The sequence below is a fragment of the Shinella sp. WSC3-e genome (assembly GCF_945994535.1).
In the GTDB taxonomy this organism is placed as follows: Bacteria; Pseudomonadota; Alphaproteobacteria; order Rhizobiales; family Rhizobiaceae; genus Shinella; species Shinella yambaruensis.
This window is the reverse complement of sequence record NZ_OZ000530.1, coordinates 3,667,219-3,688,388: the sequence shown is the minus strand read 5'-3', so window position 1 is coordinate 3,688,388 and position 21,170 is coordinate 3,667,219. Positions and strand designations below refer to the sequence as shown.

The 21,170-nt window shown below is 65.6% G+C and carries 19 protein-coding genes and 1 tRNA gene; 9 read left to right on the top strand and 11 right to left on the bottom strand.

Annotated features, from left to right (window positions below):
• Nucleotides 1–202: 202 nt before the first annotated feature.
• Together AABF56_RS18170 and AABF56_RS18165 are read right to left on the bottom strand one after the other, a co-directional pair.
• Entirely contained in the window at nt 203–1,510 is a 1,308-nt protein-coding gene (locus tag AABF56_RS18170) for an NAD(P)/FAD-dependent oxidoreductase (protein WP_272807040.1), read from the bottom strand.
• On the bottom strand, nt 1,510–2,859 hold the full coding sequence (locus AABF56_RS18165) for a glutamine synthetase family protein (RefSeq protein WP_244769201.1): 1,350 nt from the start codon (nt 2,857–2,859) through the stop codon (nt 1,510–1,512). Before AABF56_RS18165 ends, AABF56_RS18170 begins: the two co-directional genes overlap by 1 nt.
• Nucleotides 2,860–3,037: 178 nt before the next feature.
• Here AABF56_RS18165 and AABF56_RS18160 point away from each other — a divergent pair, with 178 nt between their 5' ends.
• The gene (locus AABF56_RS18160; RefSeq protein WP_244769419.1) at nt 3,038–3,691 is read left to right on the top strand and encodes a GntR family transcriptional regulator; all 654 of its coding nucleotides are present in this window, start codon (nt 3,038–3,040) and stop codon (nt 3,689–3,691) included.
• Between the two features lies 1 nt (nt 3,692).
• Here AABF56_RS18160 and AABF56_RS18155 read toward each other — a convergent pair whose 3' ends face one another.
• The gene (locus AABF56_RS18155; RefSeq protein WP_272807039.1) at nt 3,693–4,400 is read right to left on the bottom strand and encodes an MOSC domain-containing protein; all 708 of its coding nucleotides are present in this window, start codon (nt 4,398–4,400) and stop codon (nt 3,693–3,695) included.
• 167 nt (nt 4,401–4,567) lie between these two features.
• On the opposite strand from AABF56_RS18155, the gene AABF56_RS18150 reads away from it, so the two are divergent.
• Nucleotides 4,568–5,821 (top strand): NAD(P)/FAD-dependent oxidoreductase, encoded by a 1,254-nt coding sequence (locus AABF56_RS18150; RefSeq protein ID WP_272807038.1) that lies wholly within the window; start codon nt 4,568–4,570, stop codon nt 5,819–5,821.
• A 190-nt stretch (nt 5,822–6,011) separates the two neighbouring features.
• On the opposite strand, the gene AABF56_RS18145 is transcribed toward AABF56_RS18150, so the two are convergent.
• Nucleotides 6,012–6,452 (bottom strand): Lrp/AsnC family transcriptional regulator, encoded by a 441-nt coding sequence (locus AABF56_RS18145; protein WP_206362188.1) that lies wholly within the window; start codon nt 6,450–6,452, stop codon nt 6,012–6,014.
• Nucleotides 6,453–6,564: 112 nt separating this feature from the next.
• On the opposite strand from AABF56_RS18145, the gene AABF56_RS18140 reads away from it, so the two are divergent.
• A complete protein-coding gene (locus tag AABF56_RS18140; protein ID WP_244769204.1) occupies nt 6,565–7,665 on the top strand; it encodes a saccharopine dehydrogenase family protein in 1,101 nt (366 codons plus the stop codon).
• A 154-nt stretch (nt 7,666–7,819) separates the two neighbouring features.
• On the opposite strand, the gene AABF56_RS18135 is transcribed toward AABF56_RS18140, so the two are convergent.
• From AABF56_RS18135 to hglS, 4 genes are read right to left on the bottom strand one after another with little or no spacing between them, the layout of a single operon-like run.
• Nucleotides 7,820–9,052, bottom strand: a complete 1,233-nt coding sequence (locus AABF56_RS18135) for a pyridoxal phosphate-dependent aminotransferase (protein ID WP_272807037.1) — start codon at nt 9,050–9,052, stop codon at nt 7,820–7,822.
• Between the two features lie 6 nt (nt 9,053–9,058).
• Nucleotides 9,059–10,582 carry an L-piperidine-6-carboxylate dehydrogenase gene (amaB, locus tag AABF56_RS18130; RefSeq protein WP_272807036.1) on the bottom strand — a complete coding sequence of 508 codons (1,524 nt, stop codon included), beginning with the start codon at nt 10,580–10,582 and terminating at the stop codon, nt 9,059–9,061.
• 21 nt (nt 10,583–10,603) lie between these two features.
• On the bottom strand, nt 10,604–12,022 hold the full coding sequence (locus tag AABF56_RS18125; protein ID WP_272807035.1) for an FAD-binding oxidoreductase: 1,419 nt from the start codon (nt 12,020–12,022) through the stop codon (nt 10,604–10,606).
• 11 nt (nt 12,023–12,033) lie between these two features.
• A complete protein-coding gene (gene hglS, locus AABF56_RS18120) occupies nt 12,034–13,431 on the bottom strand; it encodes a 2-oxoadipate dioxygenase/decarboxylase HglS (RefSeq protein WP_272807034.1) in 1,398 nt (465 codons plus the stop codon).
• 170 nt (nt 13,432–13,601) lie between these two features.
• Here hglS and AABF56_RS18115 point away from each other — a divergent pair, with 170 nt between their 5' ends.
• The 4 genes from AABF56_RS18115 to AABF56_RS18100 all read left to right on the top strand — a co-directional run bounded on the left by AABF56_RS18115 (nt 13,602) and on the right by AABF56_RS18100 (nt 16,704).
• On the top strand, nt 13,602–14,498 hold the full coding sequence (locus AABF56_RS18115) for a LysR family transcriptional regulator (RefSeq protein ID WP_244769209.1): 897 nt from the start codon (nt 13,602–13,604) through the stop codon (nt 14,496–14,498).
• A gap of 120 nt (nt 14,499–14,618) precedes the next feature.
• Entirely contained in the window at nt 14,619–15,902 is a 1,284-nt protein-coding gene (locus tag AABF56_RS18110; protein WP_272807033.1) for an NAD(P)/FAD-dependent oxidoreductase, read from the top strand.
• A gap of 118 nt (nt 15,903–16,020) precedes the next feature.
• Entirely contained in the window at nt 16,021–16,191 is a 171-nt protein-coding gene (locus AABF56_RS18105) for a hypothetical protein (RefSeq protein WP_244769211.1), read from the top strand.
• A 129-nt stretch (nt 16,192–16,320) separates the two neighbouring features.
• Nucleotides 16,321–16,704 (top strand): hypothetical protein, encoded by a 384-nt coding sequence (locus AABF56_RS18100; protein WP_272807032.1) that lies wholly within the window; start codon nt 16,321–16,323, stop codon nt 16,702–16,704.
• A 19-nt stretch (nt 16,705–16,723) separates the two neighbouring features.
• On the opposite strand, the gene AABF56_RS18095 is transcribed toward AABF56_RS18100, so the two are convergent.
• Together AABF56_RS18095 and AABF56_RS18090 are read right to left on the bottom strand one after the other, a co-directional pair.
• Entirely contained in the window at nt 16,724–17,908 is a 1,185-nt protein-coding gene (locus tag AABF56_RS18095) for a CobW family GTP-binding protein (RefSeq protein ID WP_272807031.1), read from the bottom strand.
• Nucleotides 17,909–17,947: 39 nt separating this feature from the next.
• Nucleotides 17,948–19,027 (bottom strand): D-alanyl-D-alanine carboxypeptidase family protein, encoded by a 1,080-nt coding sequence (locus tag AABF56_RS18090; protein ID WP_244769214.1) that lies wholly within the window; start codon nt 19,025–19,027, stop codon nt 17,948–17,950.
• Between the two features lie 167 nt (nt 19,028–19,194).
• Here AABF56_RS18090 and AABF56_RS18085 point away from each other — a divergent pair, with 167 nt between their 5' ends.
• Nucleotides 19,195–20,355 carry a M20 aminoacylase family protein gene (locus AABF56_RS18085; RefSeq protein WP_272807030.1) on the top strand — a complete coding sequence of 387 codons (1,161 nt, stop codon included), beginning with the start codon at nt 19,195–19,197 and terminating at the stop codon, nt 20,353–20,355.
• 46 nt (nt 20,356–20,401) lie between these two features.
• Nucleotides 20,402–20,478: transfer RNA gene (locus AABF56_RS18080), tRNA-Arg, on the top strand.
• 311 nt (nt 20,479–20,789) lie between these two features.
• Here the strand turns inward: AABF56_RS18080 and AABF56_RS18075 are convergent.
• Nucleotides 20,790–21,170, bottom strand: a complete 381-nt coding sequence (locus tag AABF56_RS18075) for a CAP-Gly domain protein (protein ID WP_272807029.1) — start codon at nt 21,168–21,170, stop codon at nt 20,790–20,792.

Here is a 21,170-nt window from a genome sequence, read left to right as displayed (position 1 = left end):
AAGGGGCAAGCGGAAGGCCGGTGCTGGCGCCGGCTACCAAACCTCCCCTTCGTCATGGTCGGGCTTGACCCGACCATCCATCCGCTGGCTCGCCGCGACTGTGGATCCTCGGCTCAAAGCCGAGGATGACGGCAGTGGGTGGGGAGAGGTTTGACCCTCAACAGTCTGAGGCCGGCCAAAGCGCCGGCCTTCCATATCGGCCTCAAAGACCGAAGGCGTCCTTGAACTGGTACCACCAGGAGCCGATGGTGGAATATTGCGCGCGGAACATGCGCCCGCCCGGGAAGGGGATCCAGGGCAGTTTCTCGAACTGGCTGAAACGCGAGAGGTCGCCGTCGATCGCCTCGCTGAGGATGCGGCCGAAGAGATGCGAGCCGGTGACGCCGTGGCCGCTGTAGCCGTGGGCGAAATAGGTGTTCTTGCCGATCTTGCCCATCTGCGGCACGCGCGAGAAGGAAAGGGCGAAATTGCCGCTCCAGGCATAATCGATCTTCACGCCCTTCAGCGAGGGGAAGACCTTTTCGAGGTTCGGGCGGATCTTCGCCCTGACGTCGGCCGGGTCCGTGCCGCCGTAGACGGTGCCGCCGCCGAAGATCATGCGCTTGTCGGCCGACAGGCGGAAATAATCGAGGATGTAGCGCACGTCCTCCACGCACATGTCGCTCGGGATCAGCGCATCGGCGCGCTCGGCGCCGAGCGGCTCGGTGGCGATCATCTGGGTGGAGACCGGCATGACGCGCGAGACGAGCTTCGGCACGACATGGCCGAGATAGGCATTGCCGCAGATGACGGCGACATTTGCCGTGACGCTGCCCTTTGCCGTGTGGATGACGGGCTTTTCCGCCTCGTGCTCGACACGGGTGACGGGCGACTGCTCGTAGATCACGCCGCCGAGCGATTCCAGCGCCCTGGCCTCGCCAAGCGTGAGGTTGAGCGGGTGCATGTGGCCGCCGGTCGTATCCAGCATGCCGCCGATATAGGCGTCGGTGTTGACGAGCTTTCGCATCGCCGCCTTGTCGAGCATCTGGTGGTCGTCCATGCCGTAGCTCTTCCACAGGGCCTTCTTGTGCTCGAGGTCCTTCATGTGGGCGGGCGTGTAGGCGGCGTAGATGTTGCCGTCCTTTAGGTCACAATCGATATTATACTGCGAGACCAGGCGGCGGATGATCCTGCCGCCCTCCTGCACGAGACCGCCGACGAAGGCGCCGGCCTGATCGCCGTAGCGGCGCTTGATGGTATCGAGGCTGGCATTGAGGCCGTTGACGATCTGGCCGCCATTGCGCCCCGAAGCGCCCCAGCCGATGCCCGCCCCCTCGACCATCACCACCTTGTAGCCCTTTTCGGCAAGGTGGATGGCGGTGGAAAGGCCGGAATAGCCGGCGCCGAGCACGGCGACATCGGCCGTGACCGCGCCCTCGAGCACTTTCGGCGTGCGGACGATGTTGCGGGAAGCGGCGTAGTAGCTGTCGGGATAGGTGCCGTCGCCGGCATAGGATTGCGTGTTGGCCATCAGACGATTTCCAGATAGGCGCTGAATTCGAAGTCGGTCACCTGTTCGGCAAAACCGGCGATCTCCTGCCGCTTGCAGGCGATCAGCATGGAGCGAAGGTCGGTGTCGAAGATCTCCGAGACGATCGCGCCGTTCTCGAAAGCGGTGACGGCCGAACCCCATTCCGAGGGAATGCGCGGCAGCTGCGATTGATAGGCGCGGCCCGAAACCGGCGCCGGCGGCTCCCAGGTGTTGCGGATGCCGACGAGGGCGGCACCGAGAATGCCGGCCATGACGAGGTAGGGGTTTGCGTCCGCGCCGGCGACGCGGTGCTCGATGCGCCGCGCCTTGTTGCTGCCGCCGGGAATGCGGATGGCGGCGGTGCGGTTCTCGTAGCCCCAGGAGACGGAGGTCGGCGCGTGCGTGTCGGGGCGCAGGCGGCGGTAGGAGTTGAAGTGCGGCGCGAAGAGCAGCGTCGATTCCGCCATGCCGCGCGTCAGGCCCGCGACGGCGTGTTTCATGATGTCGGAGCCTTCGGGCGTGCCGTTGTCGAAGACGTTGTTGCCGTCTTCGTCGATCAGGCTGAAATGCATGTGCATGCCGCTGCCCGAGCGCATGCCGTAGGGTTTTGCCATGAAGGTGGCGGCAAAGCCGTGCTTGCGCGCGACGCCCTTGATGATGCGCTTGAAGAACAGCGCGTCGTCGGCGGCCTTCAACGGGTCGTCGGAATGCATCAGGTTGATTTCGAACTGGCCGATGCCGTTTTCCGCGACGGCAGAATCCGCCGGCACGTTCTGCCGCTCGCATTCCGCATAGACGTCGGAGAAGAACTGGCCGAAATCGTCGAGCTCGTCGATCGAGAGGATGGCGTCGGAATCGAGCCGCTTGCCGGTATAGGGCGAGATCGGCGGCTCGGCATGGTCGGGCTCGGCGTCGATCAGGTAGAATTCCATTTCCGAGGCGACGACGGGGCGCAGGCCCAGTTCGTGGTACTGCCGGACGATGTTGGCGAGCGCCTGGCGCGGATCGGCGAGGAAGGGGGTGCCGTCCTCCTTGAACAGCCAGAGCGGCACGACGGCCGACGGCTTCAGCGTCCAGTTGACGGGCAGCGCGCCGCGGCCGGTCGGGCTGCAGATGCCGTCCATGTCGCCCGAGGCGAAGACATGGCTGGAGCCGACGATGTCCTCGCCCCACACGTCCACGCCCACGATGGACAGCGGCATGCGGATGCCGCCCTTCAGCACTTTTTCCGCCTGCCCGACGGGCACGCGCTTGCCGCGCAGGATGCCGTTCAGGTCGCAGACCACGGCCTGGATGCTCTCCACGCCGTCGGCATTGATCAGCCAATTGGCATCGTCGTTCGGAGTCATGGTTCCCTTCCGTATCACATAATTATTTTTGTGATCACATTTTCAAAATATGCACACTTTCTTGTCGGGGGTCAAGCTGCTAGAACCTGTCACAAAGCATAGGATAGCATCTGGCAGCCTTTCGTGGAGGGATGGATTGGGCAACTTGGCGCTTGAGCCGCTGGACCGGCCGGAAGGCATGACGACGCATGAATATGCGCATCGGCGCCTGCGCCAGGCCATCATGGTCGGCTCGATCCGGCCGGGGGAATCGCTGACGATCCGCGGCATCGCCGAGGCGATGGAGAGTAGCCCGACGCCGGTGCGCGAGGCGCTGCGCCGCCTTTCCTCCGAAGGCGCGCTGCGCGTGCTCGACAACAGGCGCATCATGGTGCCGCGTATGACGGCGGACCGGTTCAGCGAGCTCGTCTCGCTGCGCTCGGTGCTGGAGCAGCACGCCGCCCGCCGGGCGGTGCCGCACATCACGGAGCGCCGGATCGACCGGCTGGAAGAGATCGACAGGGCGCAGGACGAGGCGATCGCCCGCAAGGACAATGCCAACGCGCTGCTGCTGAACCAGGAATTCCATCGTGCGCTCTACACCGCCAATCCCGAGCAGGTTATCCTGCCGATGGTGGAGAGCATCTGGCTCCAGCTCGGCCCCTTCCTCGGTATCGCCATGGAGCATGTCGCCCAGCTCTATTTCGTCGATCGCCACCAGGAGGCTATCGCCGCGCTGCGCAAGCGCGACGAGGATGCCGTCGCGGCGGCGATCAAGGCCGATATTTCCGAAGGCATCGGCGGTTTCGAGCGGGCGGCGATCGAGAACCTGCTGCGGCTCGCCGGGCAGTAGCCTAATTCACGCTCACCGTGTCGCCGCAAGACACCTTGCCCGGCGCGACGACCTTTGCCAGCACCCCGAAGCCGCCGCCGCCGTGTTTGGCAATCGCATGCAGCACATCCTTGTCGAAGGGGATGCCCGGCTGTCCAAGGGCGGTGAAGGCGCAGCGCGCGCAGGGCTCGGTGATCTCGACGACCGTCTCGCCGATGCCGAGCCTGCGGCCGACGAGACGCTGCTCGACGAAATCGGCATCGCCGTCATCGGTGCCGATCAGGATGTTCGGCCGAAAGCGCCTGGTATCGATGACGGCGTCCGGCAGCAGCGCTTGCAGGCGTGCCAGCGAAGACGTGGTCAGGATGTGCAGGTGCCCGCGATCGTAGCGCGGCGCGGCATCCGCCGCGCCGAAACACAGGAACCGGACGGGAAATCCGAGATGATCCGAGGCAACCCTGTCGGCCGACGGCGAGGGAACGCCATGCCAGGTCATGGCGTCGAGGCTGATCTCCGGCCTGTCGGTTTCCAGCCGGGAGCGAAGCGCCGGGACAGGTCTCCAGCGCTTTTCCTTTTCCGGCGCCGCGACGGCTGCGCCGTCCGCTTCGAAAAGACCCCATTGCCGGTCTCCGACAACGCCGGTGTCGTCGATATCGACGGTTTCGAGCCGCTCGCCGGTCAGAGAGCTGACCGGATAACGCCAGAGTTCGCTTGCCACGCCAAGCCGCATCCCGCTTCCTTTCAAAGGTCTCGTCCTGTCCTGACGCTATCGCTCCATGCTGCCCGTGTCGACCTCTCCCTGCCCATGCTTCCGCGATGCAGCCAAGCGGCTTGCATCTCGCATTCGGCCCATGCAATGGATCAGGGCATGTGACTATGGATGTGTGGGGCAGGCAGATGAAGACGGATGTCATTGTTCTCGGCGCGGGGGTGGTCGGCATCTCGACCGCGATCCATCTCGTCCGGCGCGGCAAATCGGTCGTGCTCGTCGACCGGCGCGGGGCGGCGGAAGAGACCTCTTACGGCAATGCCGGCCTCATCCAGCGCGAGGGCGTCTTCCCCTATGGCTTCCCGCACGATTTCGGCGCGCTCTTCCGCTATGCGCTGAACAACACGATCGACGCCCATTATCACCCTTCGGCGATCCCCGGGATCATTCCGTTCCTTGCCCGCTACTGGTGGCATTCCGGCTTCCGCCAGCACCAGAGCATCGCCCATCTCTATGCGCCGCTCATCGAGAACTCGATTTCCGAACATGCGGACCTCATCGCCGCCTCCGGCGCGGAGGAGCTCATCCGCAAGGACGGCTGGATGAAGGTTTTCCGCACGGAGAAGGAGAGGGACAAGGCCTATGCGGATGCGGAGAAATTGTCCGCCAATTTCGGCGTCAACCATCAGAAGCTGACGACGCGGGAGGTGGCGGAGGCCGAGCCCTCCATCCGCGCCGAGCTCACCGGGGGCCTGCGCTGGACCGACCCGTGGTCGATCCTCGATCCGCAGAGCCTGTTGAGACGTTACCTCGCCTATTTCGAGTCGCTCGGCGGCCAGCTGAAATCGGGCGATGCGGCGACCATCGAACATGTTCTCGAAGGCGAGGGATGGCGCATCGCCACCCCTGAAGGCCCGCTCGAGGCCAAGGAAGTCGTGGTCGCGCTCGGCCCCTGGGCCGATACGGTGACGCGCAAGCTCGGCTACCGGTTCCCGCTTGCCGTCAAGCGCGGCTATCACATGCATTACGGCACGGAAGAAGGCGCGAGGCTCAACAACTGGGTGCTCGATGCCGAGCGCGGCTATTTCCTCGCGCCAATGCTGCGCGGCATCCGCCTGACGACGGGCGCCGAATTCGCCAAGCGCGACACGCGCAAGACCCCCGTCCAGCTGCGCCGGGCGGAGAAGGTGGCGCGCGAGTTCTTCCCGCTCGCCGAACGGCGCGACGAGGAGCCCTGGATGGGCGCCCGCCCCTGCACGCCGGACATGATGCCGATCATCGGCAAGGCCCCGCGCCATGCCGGCCTCTGGTTCGCCTTCGGCCACGCCCATCACGGCATGACGCTGGGCCCGATCACCGGCCGCGTGCTGGCGGAAAAGATGCTGGGCGAGCGGACGGTGATCAATATCGGGCCGTATCGGCCGGAGCGATTCATCGCCTGAAAGCGATTGCGTGGTATCAAAGCGTCGTTGGAGCGAGGAGTGTCGCCCAGCCTGATCCCATCGGTCGCCATCACCCACCGCGCTCACCCCACCCTCCGTCATCCTCGGGTCGAGCCCGAGGATGACAGAGGAGAGGGGTCGGGCCTTGTTGGCCGGCTTTGATTGGCGATCCTTAGTTCCGAGCGACTTCTTAACGCCTAATTCGCGTCGACAGAATGATCGACGACAGCGTGCGCTCCACGCCGTCGATCGCGCCGATGCGGTCGATCAGGTGGTCGAGTTCGGCGATCGATGCCGCCTCGACCACGGCGATCAGGTCGAAACTGCCGCTGACCGAATGCAGCGTGCGCACGGCCGAGATGGCGTGCAGTTCCGTCGTGATGCGCGCCAAGGTCTTCGGCGCGATGGTGATCAGCACATGCGCCTTCACCATGCCGCTCTCATAGGCGTCCGAAAGCTTGACGCCATAGCCGGCGATCACGCCGTCCCGCTCCAGCCGGTCGATCTTCGCCTGCACGGTCGTGCGCGACAGGCCCAGTTTGCGGGCGATCGTCGCGGTCTGCTCGCGGGCGTTCTCGCTGAGGATGGCAAGCAGCTCACGATCCTTGGCGCCTAGCGTCGAAATGCTCATTTCTACCGTCATTCTGCCGATATCGATAATATATTATGCCAGATGTGGCGCTTTAAATCGACAGCCTTCGCCCTCAAAATATCAACATCAATTCATGCCGGAGGGAAATCACATGAAGGACATCGTCGTCATCGGCGCAGGCAAGATCGGCTCGACCATCGCCCGCATGCTGGCTCACAGCGGGGATTACCGCGTCACCGTCGCCGACCGTTCGGACGAGCAGCTTGCCGCCATCGAGCGCCATGCTGCCGTTTCGACCGCCGTCGTCGACATTGCCGACGGTGCCGCGCTCCGCGCCCTTCTCGCCGGCAAGTTCGCCGTTCTCTCTGCCGCGCCCTACCACCTGACCGTCGCCATCGCGGAAGCCGCCGCCGATGCGGGCTTGCACTATCTCGATCTCACGGAAGACGTCGAATCCACCCGCCAGGTCAAGCGCATCGCGGAAAATGCCAGGACGGCCTTCATCCCGCAGTGCGGCCTTGCACCGGGCTTCATCTCCATCGTCGCCAACGACCTTGCCAGCCGCTTCGATTCGCTCGAAAGCGTGCGCATGCGCGTCGGCGCCCTGCCGCAGTACCCGTCCAATGCGCTCAACTACAACCTCACCTGGAGCACGGACGGCGTCATCAACGAATATATCGAGCCCTGCGAAGCCATCGTCGAAAGCGCGCTGATCGAGGTTCCGGCCCTCGAAGAGCGCGAGGAATTCTCGCTCGACGGCGTGACCTACGAGGCCTTCAACACCTCGGGCGGCCTCGGCACGCTCTGCGATACGCTGAAGGGCAAGGTGCGCACGCTGAACTACAAGACGATCCGCTATCCCGGCCATGCCGCCATCATGAAGGCGCTCTTGAACGACCTCGGCCTGCGCCACCGCCGCGAAGTCCTGAAGGACATCTTCGAAAACGCCCTGCCGACCACCACGCAGGACGTCGTCATCATCTTCGTGACCGTCTCGGGCCGCAAGGGCGGCCGCCTGATCCAGGAAACCTACGCCAACAAGGTCTACAGCGCCCCGGTCGCCGGCAGCCTGCATTCCGCCATCCAGATCACGACGGCCGGCTCTATCTGCGCCGTGCTCGACATGCTCGCCGACGGTTCGCTGCGCGCCGAGGGTTTCGTTCGCCAGGAGGAAATCGCCCTCGACACCTTCCTTGCAAACCGTTTCGGCCACTACTACGCCCAGGAGAATCACGGCGCCCGCGCCGCCTGATCTTCCAGACCCTTCAAACGCCTCGGTGCAATGCCGGGGCGTTTTCGCATCTGTGGCCCAGCCGCGGGGAAGAAGAGAACGCCGGAAAGGCGCGGACCATAAAAATGGGGCCTCTTGCGAGGCCCCTTTTCTTTTGCCGGTTACCGGGCGTGGCTCAGGAAAGCTGCGCGCAGGCGTCCGCGATGCGCTTCAGCGCTTCCGATAGTTCCGTCTCAGACGTGGCGTAGGAGATGCGGAAATAGGGGGAGAGGCCGAAGGCCGAGCCGGGTACGACGGCGACGTGGGCGTCTTCCAGGAGATAGTCCGTGAAGTCGCTGTCGGCCTCGATGCGCTTGCCCTTCGGCGTGACCTTGCCGATCACGCCCGCGCAGCCGGCGAAGGTGTAGAAGGCGCCTTCCGGGGTGCGGCAGGTGAGGCCGGGGATGGCGTTCAGCGCCGAGACGACGAGGTCGCGGCGGTGCTTGAAGCTCGCCTGGCGCTCCTTCAGGAAATCCTGCGGGCCGTTCAGCGCCTCGACCGAGGCGGCCTGGCTGACCGAGGACGGGCAGGAGGTCGCCTGGCTCTGGATCACGGCCATCGCCTTGATCAGCGCCTTCGGGCCGCCGGCATAGCCGATGCGCCAGCCGGTCATGGCATAGGCCTTGGAGACGCCGTTGATCGTCAGGGCGCGGCTCTTCAGGCGCGGTTCGATGGCGACGGGGGTGACGAACCTGAATCCATCGTAGACGATGTGTTCGTACATGTCGTCGACCATCAGCCAGACATGCGGATGCCTCAGCAGCACGTCGAGGAGCGGGCGGTAGTCGGCCTCGCCATAGGCGGCGCCGGACGGGTTGGACGGCGAGTTGAACAGCACCCAGCGGGTCTTCGGCGTGATCGCCGTTTCCAGCTGCTCGGCCTTCAGGCGGAAACCGGCCTCGCCGTCGCAGGGGATCAGCACCGGCACGCCGCCGCAGATCTCCACGATGTCGGAATAGGAGGTCCAGTAGGGCGTCGGGATGATCACCTCGTCGCCCGGATCGATCGTCGCCATGAAGGCGTTGAAGAGGATCTGCTTGGCGCCCGTCGCGACGGTGATCTCGTCGATTGCATAGTCGACATCGTTCTCGCGGCGGAATTTTTCGGAGATCGCCTTCTTCAGTTCCGGCGTGCCGTCGAGCGCGGTGTATTTCGTCTCGCCGCGGTTGATGGCGGCCTTGGCGGCGGCCTTGACATTGTCCGGCGTGTCGAAGTCCGGCTCGCCGGCGCCGAGGATGATGACCGGCAGGCCGTCCTTCTTCATGGCAGCGGCGCGGGCGCCGATCTGCAGGATTTTCGAGACGCCGATGGCGGCGATGCGCGAGGCGGGCGTAAAGCCCGCCTCCTCTGTCTTGGTCCGGTTGTCCATCACGGCCTACTCGATGTCGAAGGAGACGCCCTGGGCGAGCGGCAGGGCCTTCGAATAGTTCACCGTGTTGGTGGCGCGGCGCATATAGGCCTTCCAGGCGTCGGAGCCGCTCTCGCGGCCGCCGCCGGTTTCCTTCTCGCCGCCGAAGGCACCGCCGATTTCCGCGCCCGAGGTGCCGATGTTGACATTGGCGATGCCGCAATCCGAGCCGTCGGCGGCGAGGAAGCGCTCGGCTTCCTGCATGTTCAGCGTGAAGATCGAGGAGGAGAGGCCGGCGGCGACGGCATTGTGGTCTTCCAGCGCCTTGTCGAAGTCGGAATACTTCATGACATAGAGGATCGGCGCAAAGGTTTCTTCGAGAACCGGGCCGGCCTGCTTCGGCATTTCGACGATGGCGGGCTTGACGTAATAGGCCGTTTCCTTGCCGGCCTCGGTGACGCGTTCGCCGCCGGTGACGGTGCCGCCTTCGGCCTTGGCGGCTGCCAACGCCTTCTGCATGCCGTCGAAGGCCTGCTTGTCGACGAGCGGGCCGACGAGTGCCGAGGTTTCCAGCGGGTTGCCGACGGAAACGCTGGTATAGGCCTTCTTCAGGCGCGGCACGAGCTGGTCGTAGACGCTGTCATGCACGAAGAGGCGGCGCAGCGTCGTGCAGCGCTGGCCGGCGGTGCCCATGGCGCCGAAGGCAATCGCGCGCAGCGCCATATCGAGGTCGGCCGAGGGGCAGACGATGCCGGCATTGTTGCCGCCGAGTTCGAGGATCGAGCGGGCGAAGCGCTTGGCAAGACGCGGGCCGACTTCCTTGCCCATGCGGGTGGAGCCGGTGGCCGAGACGAGCGCGACCTTGCGGTTGTCGACAAGGGCTTCGCCGATGGCGCGGTCGCCGATGAGAACCTGCGACAGGTTCGCCGGGGCGTCGCCGAAGCGAGAAAGGGCGCGCTCGAAGATCGCCTGCGATGCAAGGGCGGTCAGCGGGGTCTTTTCGGAGGGTTTCCAGACGATGGAATTGCCGGCGACGATGGCGAGCGCGGCGTTCCACGACCAGACCGCGACCGGGAAGTTGAAGGCCGAGATGATGCCGACGACGCCGAGCGGGTGCCAGGTCTCCATCATGCGGTGGCCGGGGCGCTCGGTGGCGATCGTCAGGCCGTAGAGCTGGCGGGAGAGGCCGACGGCGAAATCGCAGATGTCGATCATTTCCTGCACTTCGCCAAGACCCTCGGAGGTGATCTTGCCGGCCTCGATGGAGACGAGGCGGCCGAGATCGGCCTTGGCGGCGCGCAGTTCCTCACCGAGCAGGCGGACGAGTTCGCCGCGCTTCGGTGCGGGTACCAGGCGCCAGGCCTTGAAGGCTTCGTGGGCGGCGTCGATCGCCTTGTCGGTATCAGTGGCCGAAACGGTCTTCAGCTTGCCGATCTCCTCGCCGGTGACCGGGCTGTAGGAGGCCATGTCGCCGCCCTGCCAGGCGCTGCGTGCGACGCCGAGCTTGTCGAGAAGGGTTTCGGTTTCCTGTTTCACGTCGACTTTCGTCATGGGGTGTCTCCCTGTCTGTTTTTAGAATGTGATGGTGCCGAGCGGGCCCGGCGAGGTGATGGTTTTCAGCCCGGCCGCAAGCTCGCGGAGCTTTTCCGGGGTATATCTGTCGTAGAAGGCCTGGTTCTTGCGGCCGATGGCGTGTTCCGCGCTGAAGCTGCCGCCGAACTGCTCGACCGCGACGGTGAAGACCCATTCGCGCAGATCCGCCTCGAAATCGGGATCGGCAAGCCGCGGGTCGTCCTTCGCGACGACCAGGTTGAAGTGCACGCCGCCATCGCCGATATGGCCGAAGTCGCAGATCGTGACGTCCTCGAAATGGTCCGGCATCTCCGCCTTCATATGGGCGAGGAAGGGCATGATGTCACCCCGGCGGAAGGACAGATCGAAGGCGATCAATCGCCCGCGATGTTTCACGCCCTCCGAGAGCGCATGGCGCAGCGCCCAGATCTCGTGCGGCGGGCCGACGAAGGCGTCGGCGAGCGGTGCGTCCTCGCGCTCCCAGATCGCGGCCAGCACCTCTTCCAGCACCGCGTCGAGCGGCTGCTCGCCCGCGCGCGGCGGGGTGGCGCGGGAGATTTCCGCGAGGATGACGAAGCCGGGCACCACGCCGCCCTGGAAGGGATTGCGCAGCGACGGCACATGGTCGAGCGCGGCGGCGACGGCGTTGCCGGACATGCCCTCGAAGGCCGAGAGATAGCTGCCGAGCGCGTCTTCCATGGCGACGAGCAGCGTCGCGACCTGGTCTGCCGAGGCGGGCACGAGCAGGGCGGTGGCGGATTGTTTCGGGGCGGGTTCGAGGTTCAGCACGCATTCGGTGACGACGCCGAAGGCGCCCGATGTGCCGATGAAGAGCTGCTTCCAGTCGACGCCGGTATTGTTCTTGCGCAGGTCCGAGGAAAGGTCGAGCACGGTGCCGGCCTCGTCGGCGAGCACCACGGTGAGGCCGAGAACATTGCGGCGCACGTCGCCGTAGCGCAGGAACCGCGATCCGCCGGTGTTCGTTGCGATCATGCCGCCGAGGCGCGGGTCGGCGCCGAGGTCGATGGGGAAGAACAGGCCGCTATCTTCCAGCCGGCCGTTGAGGTCGGAAAGGCGCAGGCCCGCCCCAGCCCTGACCGAGCGGTTCACCCGATCGAGGTCGAAGGGGGCGGTCAGGCGGTCGAGGCTGAGCACGCCCTGACGGCCGCTCCCGTCGGGCGTCGAGCCGGAAACGAGGCCGGTATTGCCGGACTGCGGCACGAGCGCGATGGCGTTCCGCACGCAATAGGAGACGATGGCGGAGGCCTCCGCCGTCGTGGCCGGGCGGGCGACGAAGGCGGCGCGGCCCCTGTCGTAGCGTGCGCCGGTCTCGTAGGCGGCCATGTCGGCTTCTTCGGTGAGAAGACCCTTCTCGCCGGCAAGGCCCTTCAGCGCTTCGATATGGCGTGCCTCGATCATGCGCTCTTCCGTCACTCCGCAGCGGCAGCCATGTTGACGATGCCGAGGCACATTTCAAGCGATGCGCGCTGGATGGCGGCATAGTGGGCGAATTCGTCGAGGACGACACTGCCGAGATCGCGCTCGAACATCACCTGGTTCGGGCTGGCGACGAAGTCCTGGGTCGCGTCGTCGCCGAGATTCGACTGGAAGATGCCCGCGGCGCTGACCGGCAGGAAATCCTCGTAGACGATCGGGTCGAAGCGGATGAGGCCGGCTTCGATCGCCGTTTCGAGATCGGCGTTGCGGCCGGTGACGGACTTGCCCTTCTCCGTCAGGCAATAGGTGAAATAGCCGAGGCCCGCCTTGCGGATGCCGTCCCAGTCATCCGGGAAGGCCTTGAAGATGTCGACGAGCGCGGCCTCGTATTCGGCGGCGTTGGAGCCATCGGCGGCCGGGCGCACGCGGGCGCGCGTCTCGGTGAGCAGCCGGTCGTAGAGCGCGCGGCCCTTCGGCGTCAGCGCCACGCCGCGCTGCTCGATCTCGCCGAAGCGGGCCGTGTGGGAGCCTTGCTGCCAGGCGCCGTCGGCGCCGATGAAGGAAACGGCCTCCTCCAGCGCCTTGAACGAGGTCTGGCGCAGGAGGATCGGGCAGGTGCGGGTCGGCGGGCCCTCGACGACGGCCTTCGGGGCGATGCCCTCTTCCGGCATGCGGGCCTGTACCTTGTCGATGTCGAGCGTGCGCGGCGTCAGGTGGTTGATGTGCGGACCCTTGAAGGAAACGACGTCGGCGATCAGGCGATGCGCGTCGTGCAGGCGCCTGTACATGTCGGCGCTGACGATGGCCTGGTCGTGCCAGCGGAAGGTTTCCAGCACTTCGGTGACGAAGCGGGCGGCATGGGCTTCACCGAGACCGCCGTCACGCTCGGCCTTCTCGACGAGCCTGACGGCCTCGTCGGTGAAGATCTTTCGTGCGGCGAGCACGTCGGCCGCTTCTTCACGCAGCTTTTCGTCGGCGATGAGATCGAGGCGCAGCAGCGAGGTGAAGACACGGAACGGGTTGCGGCTGAGGCTTTCGGCGCCGACCGGGCGGAAGGCGGTGGAGTGCACGGGAACGCCGGCGGTGGAGAGGTCATAGTAGCCGACCGGGAACATGCCCATGACGGCGAAGACGCGGCGCATCATGGAAAGCTCGCCCGGCGTGCCGAGGCGGATGGCGCCGTGGCGTTCCTCGGAAATGCGCTCCAGCGTGTCGGTCGCCTCCAGGCGCCCCTTGAGGACGGGATCGGCGGCGAGCGTTTCCGCGTTCACCTCGGCCACCAGCGACATCAGCGTGCCATAGGCCGGAACCTCGTTGCGGTACATGGCGGACATCGCGGCGGAGAAATCCGCGCGGATCTTATCAGCGGAAACGTGCGAATTTGCGTTCATGGGAGCGGTCTCATCCTGGTGTTGCGCAATTCCGGATGGAAAACCGCTTCACACTTTTCCGGGAATTGCTTTAGAAGGGGTGGAGGCCCTGATCATTCTCAAAACGGATCATACCGGATCGTTTCTTCCCGCGATTGCGACCGTTCTGACTATGTTGATGCGAGGAAAGAATGAAGCTCAGTCGTAGGCTGATCCCCGACGTCACCACGCTGCAGGCGTTCGAATGCGCCGCGCGCCACGGCAGCTTCACGCAGGCGGCCCATGAGCTGAACCTCACCCAGAGCGCCGTCAGCCGCCAGATCAAGGACCTCGAGGAACAGCTCGGCGTGCTCTTGTTCGAGCGCGTGCGCCAGCGCGTGGTGCTCTCCGACGATGGCCGCCGTTTCCTGCCGGAAGTGCGCAAGCTGCTGCACCAGACGGAGGAGACCATGCTGCGCGCCATGGCATCGGCCTCCTCCGAGCACAGTCTTTCCATCGCGACGCTGCCGACCTTCGGCAGCCGCTGGCTGACGCCGCGCATTCCCGGCTTTCTCGCGGAAAATCCCGGCACGATCATCAACATCGCCTCGCGCTCGGCGCCGTTCGATTTCGACGAGGAGAATTTCGACCTCGCGATCCACTACGGCCAGCCGGTCTGGGCGCGGGCTGCCTGCACCTATCTGTGCAGCGAGGTCATCCTGCCCGCGGCAAGCCCGGAGCTGGTGAAATCCTGGAACCTTGCCGAACCGAAGGACCTGGAACGGGCGCCGCTCCTGCATCTTGCGACGCGCCCGAAGCTCTGGGCGCAATGGTTCGAGCTGAACGGCGGCTCGGCGGATACCGCCTATCGCGGCCATCGCTTCGACCAGTTCTCCATGGTCATCGAGACGGCCGTCGCGGGGCTCGGCTTCGCGCTGCTGCCGCACTACCTGATCGAGCAGGAGCTGGCGAGCGGCCGGCTTGCCGTCGTCTTCGACCGGCCGATGGAGACGGAGAACAGTTATTATCTCGTCGTGCCGGAAGGAAAGCTCGAAAACCCGCTGAGCCAGGCATTTCGCAGCTGGATTTCCAAGCAGGTCCCGGCATAGCATTTCGGCGGCCGATCATGCGGTGGGGGCATGACCCCGTTCTCATTTTTTGCTTTAGTCGTCGTGCCGCATGGCCGATTGTGCGGCGAGACACCCTTCTCCTCGGAAAAGATTGACGCCATGCTCAACGACCCGCGCTCCCATGGCCTTTGGGAGATGACCGCTCCACCCGCCCCCGAAACCGTCGCCTTTTCCGGCAGGGCGGAGGCGGATGTCGTCATCGTCGGCGGCGGGTATACCGGTTTTTCGACGGCGCTGCATCTGGCCGAGCGCGGCACGCGGGTCATCCTGCTCGAAGGGGCGGAGATCGGCTATGGCGGCTCGGGCCGCAATGTCGGCCTCGTCAATGCCGGCATGTGGGTGATGCCCGACGAACTGCCCGGCGTGCTCGGCGACCTGTATGGCAGCCGGCTGCTGGAGCTTCTCGGCAATGCGCCACGTGCCGTGTTCGACCTCGTCGAGAAGCACGCGATCGATTGCGAGATCAACCCGGCCGGCACGCTGCATTGCGCCGTCGGCCAATCCGGTCTCGACGAACTGAAGCAGCGCGCCGAGCAATGGGCCCGCCGCGGCGCGCCGGTGCGCCTGCTGGACGCGGCCGAGACGGCGGCGAAGGTGGGCACGGAGGCCTATGCGGGCTCGCTTCTCGACCTGCGTGCCGGCACGATCCAGCCGCTCGCCTATGCGCGCGGCCTTGCCCGCGCGGCGATTGCGGCCGGTGCTGCCGTCTTCACGGCAAGCCCGGTGACGGGCGCGGAGCGGACGGGAAAACGCTGGACGGTGCAGACCGCGCGCGGCTCCGTCACGGCGGACTGGGTGGTCGTCGCCACCAATGCCTATACGGTGGCGCCCTGGAACGAGGTGCGCACCGAGCTTGTGCACCTGCCCTATTTCAACTTCGCCACCGTGCCGCTTTCGCCCGAGATGCAGGCGAAGATCCTGCCGGAGCGACAGGGAGCCTGGGACACGAAGGACGTGCTCTCCTCCTTCCGCTTCGACAAGCGCGGCCGGCTGGTGTTCGGCAGCGTCGGCGCGCTGCGCGGCACGGGCACCGGCATCCACAAGGCCTGGGCGCGCCGCGCGCTGAAAAAGCTCTTCCCCGCGATCGGCGACGTCGCCTTCGAGGCGGAATGGTACGGCAAGATCGGCATGACGACGGACAACCTGCCGCGCTTTCACCGCCTTGCCGAGAACGTCATCGGCTTTTCCGGCTACAATGGCCGTGGCATCGCGCCGGGCACGGTCTTCGGCCGCACGCTGGCCGCGCTCATTTCCGGCGAGATCGCCGAGATGGACCTGCCGTTGCCGGTGAGCGCGCCCGAGGCGCAATCCTTCCGCTCGATGCGCGAGGGCTACTATGAGCTCGGCGCGCAGATCGCCCATTTCGCCGGCGCGCGTTTCTGAGCGCCGGAGAGGCGCAAACCTGCCTGTTTCCTGCGGAACAGCGCGGGGCGGGGGGATGTGAGACCTTCTGATCACCGGATGAGAGAGGCTCATCCTTCAAAGAGATCAGGAGAGACCCATGCGCAAGATCATCGTTTCCGCCACCATCGCCCTCGTTGCCGCCGTTTCCTTCGCCGCCCCCTCGCAGGCCGGCTACTACGGCTACAAGCCGCACTGCTTCATCAAGAAGGTCAAGGCCTACGACTACTACGGCAATGTCGTCATCAAGAAGATCAAGGTCTGCAAGTAAGCGCCTTTCCCGCTGACCTCCCCGAAGGCCCGGATGTCCCCTGCATCCGGGTCTTTGCCGTTTCTGGCGTTGAATAAACGCCTGTCGTTCAGCGTCATGCGCAAGAGGCCATCTTCAGGGATCTTCTCCATGAAATCCGCCTTCATCGCGCTCCTTCTTGCCCTGTCGCTCACCGGCTGTTCGTCATCCGCGACACCGGAGGACCGCGCGGCGCTGATCGGCCTGTGGGCGCCGGAGGATGGCTCGGGCCTGACGATCGAGTTCCGGGAGAACGGCGAGTTCGATTTCGTCTATGCGGCCGCGCCGACGCGTACCATCCTTCGGGTCGGCTGGCAGCTGGAGAGGAAGGGCAGCGTCGACATGCTCGAGCACGACGGCTCCGTCTACAAATCCTGCCCCTATCGCATCGAAGGCAGGATGCTGACGATCGACGACGGCCGCGGTGCGGAATGCCTGCGCAGCGCCACTGCGCCGACGGTGCGCATGGCAAGGCGCTTCCAGCGGGTGCCGTAAGCGCCCGCCCTGCCCGGTATCAGAGGCGCAGGCCCGGAATGGCGAGGGGATTGTCGGACAGCGCGGCACGGTCCGGCCGGTCGATCTTCGGCGTGCCGGTGAAGGCATCGAAGAGATCGCGCACGAAGGCTTCCGGCAGGTCCCTGGTGATCAGCACCAGCCGCGTGCGCCGGTCGGCCGGGTCGGGCCAGGCGGAAAGGCGCTCCGGCGGATGGAAGACGCTCTGCACGCCCTGCAGCACCAGCGGCCGCTCCGGATTGTTGGACATCAGCACGATGCCCTTCATGCGCAGGAGCTTTTCCCCGTGCGCGGAGCGCAGGAGGTCGATGAACATCTCCAGCGCCATCGGATCGACCGGCCGGTCGTGCACGATGCTGAAGGAGCGGATCGTCGCGTCGTGACGGGTCACGTCATGGGCGTGCTGGTGGGCATGAGGGTGATGATGTTCGTGGTCATGGCCGTGATGGTGATGGTCATGATCGTGATCGTGGTGATGCGCGTGACCGTGTCCATGATCATGGTGGTCGTGCGCCTCTTCGTGCAGCCAGCGGCGGACGTCGGGGATCTTGCTGCCGGGATCGTAGAGGCCGTTGGCGAGGAGGGCCGGGCCGACGAGGCCGGGCGTGTCGACGTCCGAGACGCTCGCCCGCGGATTGAGCGCGGCGATCTCCCGCTTCACCGCTTCCACCGCCGCGGCATCGGCAAGCGGGACCTTGCTGATCAGCACGCGATCGGCGACGGCGACCTGCTTGACCGCTTCGGGATGGTTGGCGAGCGTCGACAGGCCGTGGACGGCATCGACCACGGTGATCACGCCGTCGAGGCTGAAGGACTGGCTGAGCACCGGATTGCCCATGACGGATTGCAGCACCGGCGCGGGATCGGCAAGGCCGGTCGTCTCGATCACCACGCGCTTCAGCGGCTGGATCCTGCCCGTCTGCATGCGGTCCATCAGGTCGGCGAGCGTGTCGACCAGCTCGCCGCGGATCGTGCAGCACAGGCACCCGTCGGAAAGCTCGATGACCCCGTCGCTCGACTGTTCGACGAGCAGGTGATCGATGCCGACCTCGCCGAATTCGTTGATGATGACGGCCGTGTCGGTGAGCGCCGGGTCCTTCAGCAGGCGATTGAGCAGGGTCGTCTTGCCCGCACCCAGAAATCCGGTCAGCACGGAAACCGGCACGCGCCGCTCAGCAAGGGTCATGGTCTTTCCAATCAAACAGGGCCAATCAAACGGGGCCAATCAGAAGGTCGTGGGACGCGGGATCGGGATCGGCACGTTGGCAAGGCCGCCGGTATCGCCGACGGCGACCTGCTCGTTGCCGGCGGGCTTGGCCGTGTCGCCGCCCATGAGGCCGGCGAAGACCAGCCTCAACGGCCGGTTCAGCTCATGGATATAGGGCGAGACGAGCTTCTGGCGCCCGGCTTCGTCGCGGCTTTCGCTGCGCACCTTGGCGGCGTGCTTCGAGCAGATCTCCTGTGAAACGTCGGCGACGACGTCGCGCGTCTCGCCATAGGGGCGCAGCTGGCCGAGCGTCGGCACATTGCCCGCCTGCTTCGTCAGGCCCTTTTCCAGCATGCCGGCGGAAATGTCCGCGCGCGCGCCAAGGCTGTCGGAGCCGAGCACGACGGAGACGACGCTGCGGCCGTTGCGGGTGGCCGAGGACACCTGGTTGAAGCCGGAGGCGCAGATGAAGCCGGTCTTCATGCCGTCCGCGCCGTCGAAGCGGCCGATCAGCATGTTGAAGTTCGGATACTGCTTCTTGCCCGTGGTGAAGCCTTCCAGCGCGAAATAGGAGGCATATTGCGGGAATTCGCGCTTCAGCGTCACGGCGAGCACGGCCAGGTCGCGCGCTGTCGTGTACTGCCCCTTGCCGGGCAGGCCGTTGGGGTTGATGAAGCGCGAGGAGCTCATGCCGATGCGGGCGGCCTCCGCGTTCATACGGTCGACGAAGGCCTGCTCGGAGCCGGAGACCGCTTCGGCGATGGCGACGGAGACGTCGTTGGCCGACTTGACGAGTATGATCTTCAGCGCGCTGTCGAGCGTCATCTTCTGGCCGGGCTTGAAATACATCTTGCTCGGCGGTTCGGCGGCGGCGTGCTTGCTCATGACGACCGGGCTTTCCAGCGTCAGCTCGCCGGCCTTGATGGCGCGGAACACGGTATAGGCGGTCATCAGCTTGGTCAGCGAGGCCGGATACCAGCGCTGGAAGGCATCCTCGTGCTCGATGACCTTCAGCGTGTTGACGTCCACCAGGATACGCGGGGCGGCGGTTGCCGCGGTTGCCAGAAGGGAGGCTGCGAGCAGCAGGCTGGAGCCCAAAAACCGTGTGCTCCGGCGCGTCGTTCGTCCGTTCGTCTGCAAGGGTCTCACCTCGAAATCGGGAGTTGTCTCGAACCGTCGCCCTATTTAACCTATATGGCACCGTGATGGCAAAGCCATCGAAATCAGATGGCCGGTTTTGCGGCCGAAATGACAGGAAGTGTTGCATGCCCATCCTCAACCGCGCCGCAGAGATGCAGGACGAAATCGCTGAATGGCGCAGGCAGATCCACCGGGAGCCGGAAATCCTCTTCGCCGTGGAGAAGACCGCCGCCTTCGTGGCCGGGAAGCTGCGTGAATTCGGCGTCGACGAAATCGTGACCGGCATCGGCCGCACGGGCGTCGTCGGCCTCATCCGCGGCAGGGGCGAGGGGCGCACGATCGGCCTTCGCGCCGACATGGATGCGCTGCCGATCGAGGAGACGAGCGGCAAGCCCTGGGCCTCGACCGCCAGGGGCAAGATGCATGCCTGCGGTCATGACGGCCACACGGCCATGCTGCTCGGCGCGGCGAAATACCTTGCCGAGACGCGCAATTTCTCCGGCAATGTCGCGGTCATCTTCCAGCCGGCCGAAGAGGGCGGCGGCGGCGGCAACGAGATGGTCAAGGACGGCATGATGGAACGCTTCGGCATTGCCGAGGTCTACGGCATGCACAACCTGCCCGGCATGCCGGTCGGCTCCTTCGGCACACGCCCCGGCCCGATCATGGCGGCGACCGACGAGTTCAGCATCACGGTTAGGGGCCGCGGCGGTCATGCGGCCCTGCCGCACAAGACGGTCGATCCGATCGTCATCGGCGCGCAGGTGGTTTCCGCGCTCCAGACCATCGTCTCGCGTGTCGCCGACCCGATCGCGTCCCTCGTCGTCTCCGTCACCAAGTTCAACGCCGGCTTCGCCCACAACGTCATCCCGGAGACGGCGCAGCTTGCCGGCACCGTGCGCACCCTCAGCGCCGAAATGCGCCTGGAGGCGGAAACCCGCATCCGCCAGGTCTGCGACGGCCTTGCGGCCGCCCACGGCGCCGAGATCACGGTCGGCTACCACCGCAACTACCCCGTCACGGCCAACCATCCCGAGGAGACCGGCCACGCCGTCGCCGTCGCGCGCGAGATCGCCGGCGAGGCCGCCGTCGACCCGGCGCTCGACCCGATGATGGGCGGCGAGGATTTCTCCTACATGCTGCTCGCCCGGCCGGGCGCCTTCGTCTTCCTCGGCAACGGCGACAGCGCCGGCCTGCACCACCCGGCCTACGATTTCAACGACGACGCCATCCCCCATGGGGTGAGCTACTGGGTCAAGCTCGCCGAAAGCCGCCTTCCCGCCTGAAAACCACTTGGCTAAAAGCCCCGGCTTTTGTATGGGTGCAATCAGTGGTCCCGTAGCTCAGCAGGATAGAGCACCAGATTCCTAATCTGGGGGTCCCGCGTTCGAATCGCGGCGGGATCACCACTCATTTTCGAGGCTTTCGTGGTGCCGCGCCGTTCAGGACGGTGCGGATCACCGACGGTTTGTTTCGTCATTCAGGAATGACGCCCGCTTCGCTTCCACAGGGCCTTCACCTCTCATGGCACTCGACGAGGTCCATAGGCGTGACGACGCAGTTTGCGGGCCGGCCGGCCGTGCAGGCGCCGAGCAGGGCGATGGCGGCGATGAGAATGATGTGACGCATCCGGCCCTTCACCTTCGTGTTCCTGTACGCCTCGCACGCCGAAGCCGTTGGCGCGAATCGCTTCAGGTCGCTGTTCCCGCGAGGAGCCGCGTCAGACGTCTTCCGTCTCGCGCTCCGGCGTGACGACGCGGGGTTTCGGGCGGATGGACGGGATGGCGGAGGGTTTCGTGACGACCTTCGGCTGCGGGGCCTTGATGCCGAGCATGCTGCGGATGCGGTCGGACACGAGCGGGCGGAAGCGGGTGGCGCGGAAGGGCATGTCGTCGGCGCCGTAGCCTTCCGGGCCGTCGTCCTTGCCGCGGTAGAGCTCCATCAGCTTGATGCCGTAGAAATCGCCGTCGACATAGTGGCGGTAGTGGCCGGTCCAGCGGACCGTGTAGACCTGCCCCTTGCGGATGCCCTGGTCGATCGAGACGTTCTTGAAGCGGTCGTTGATGCAGACGACCTTCTGTCCGACGCGGAATGTGGGCAT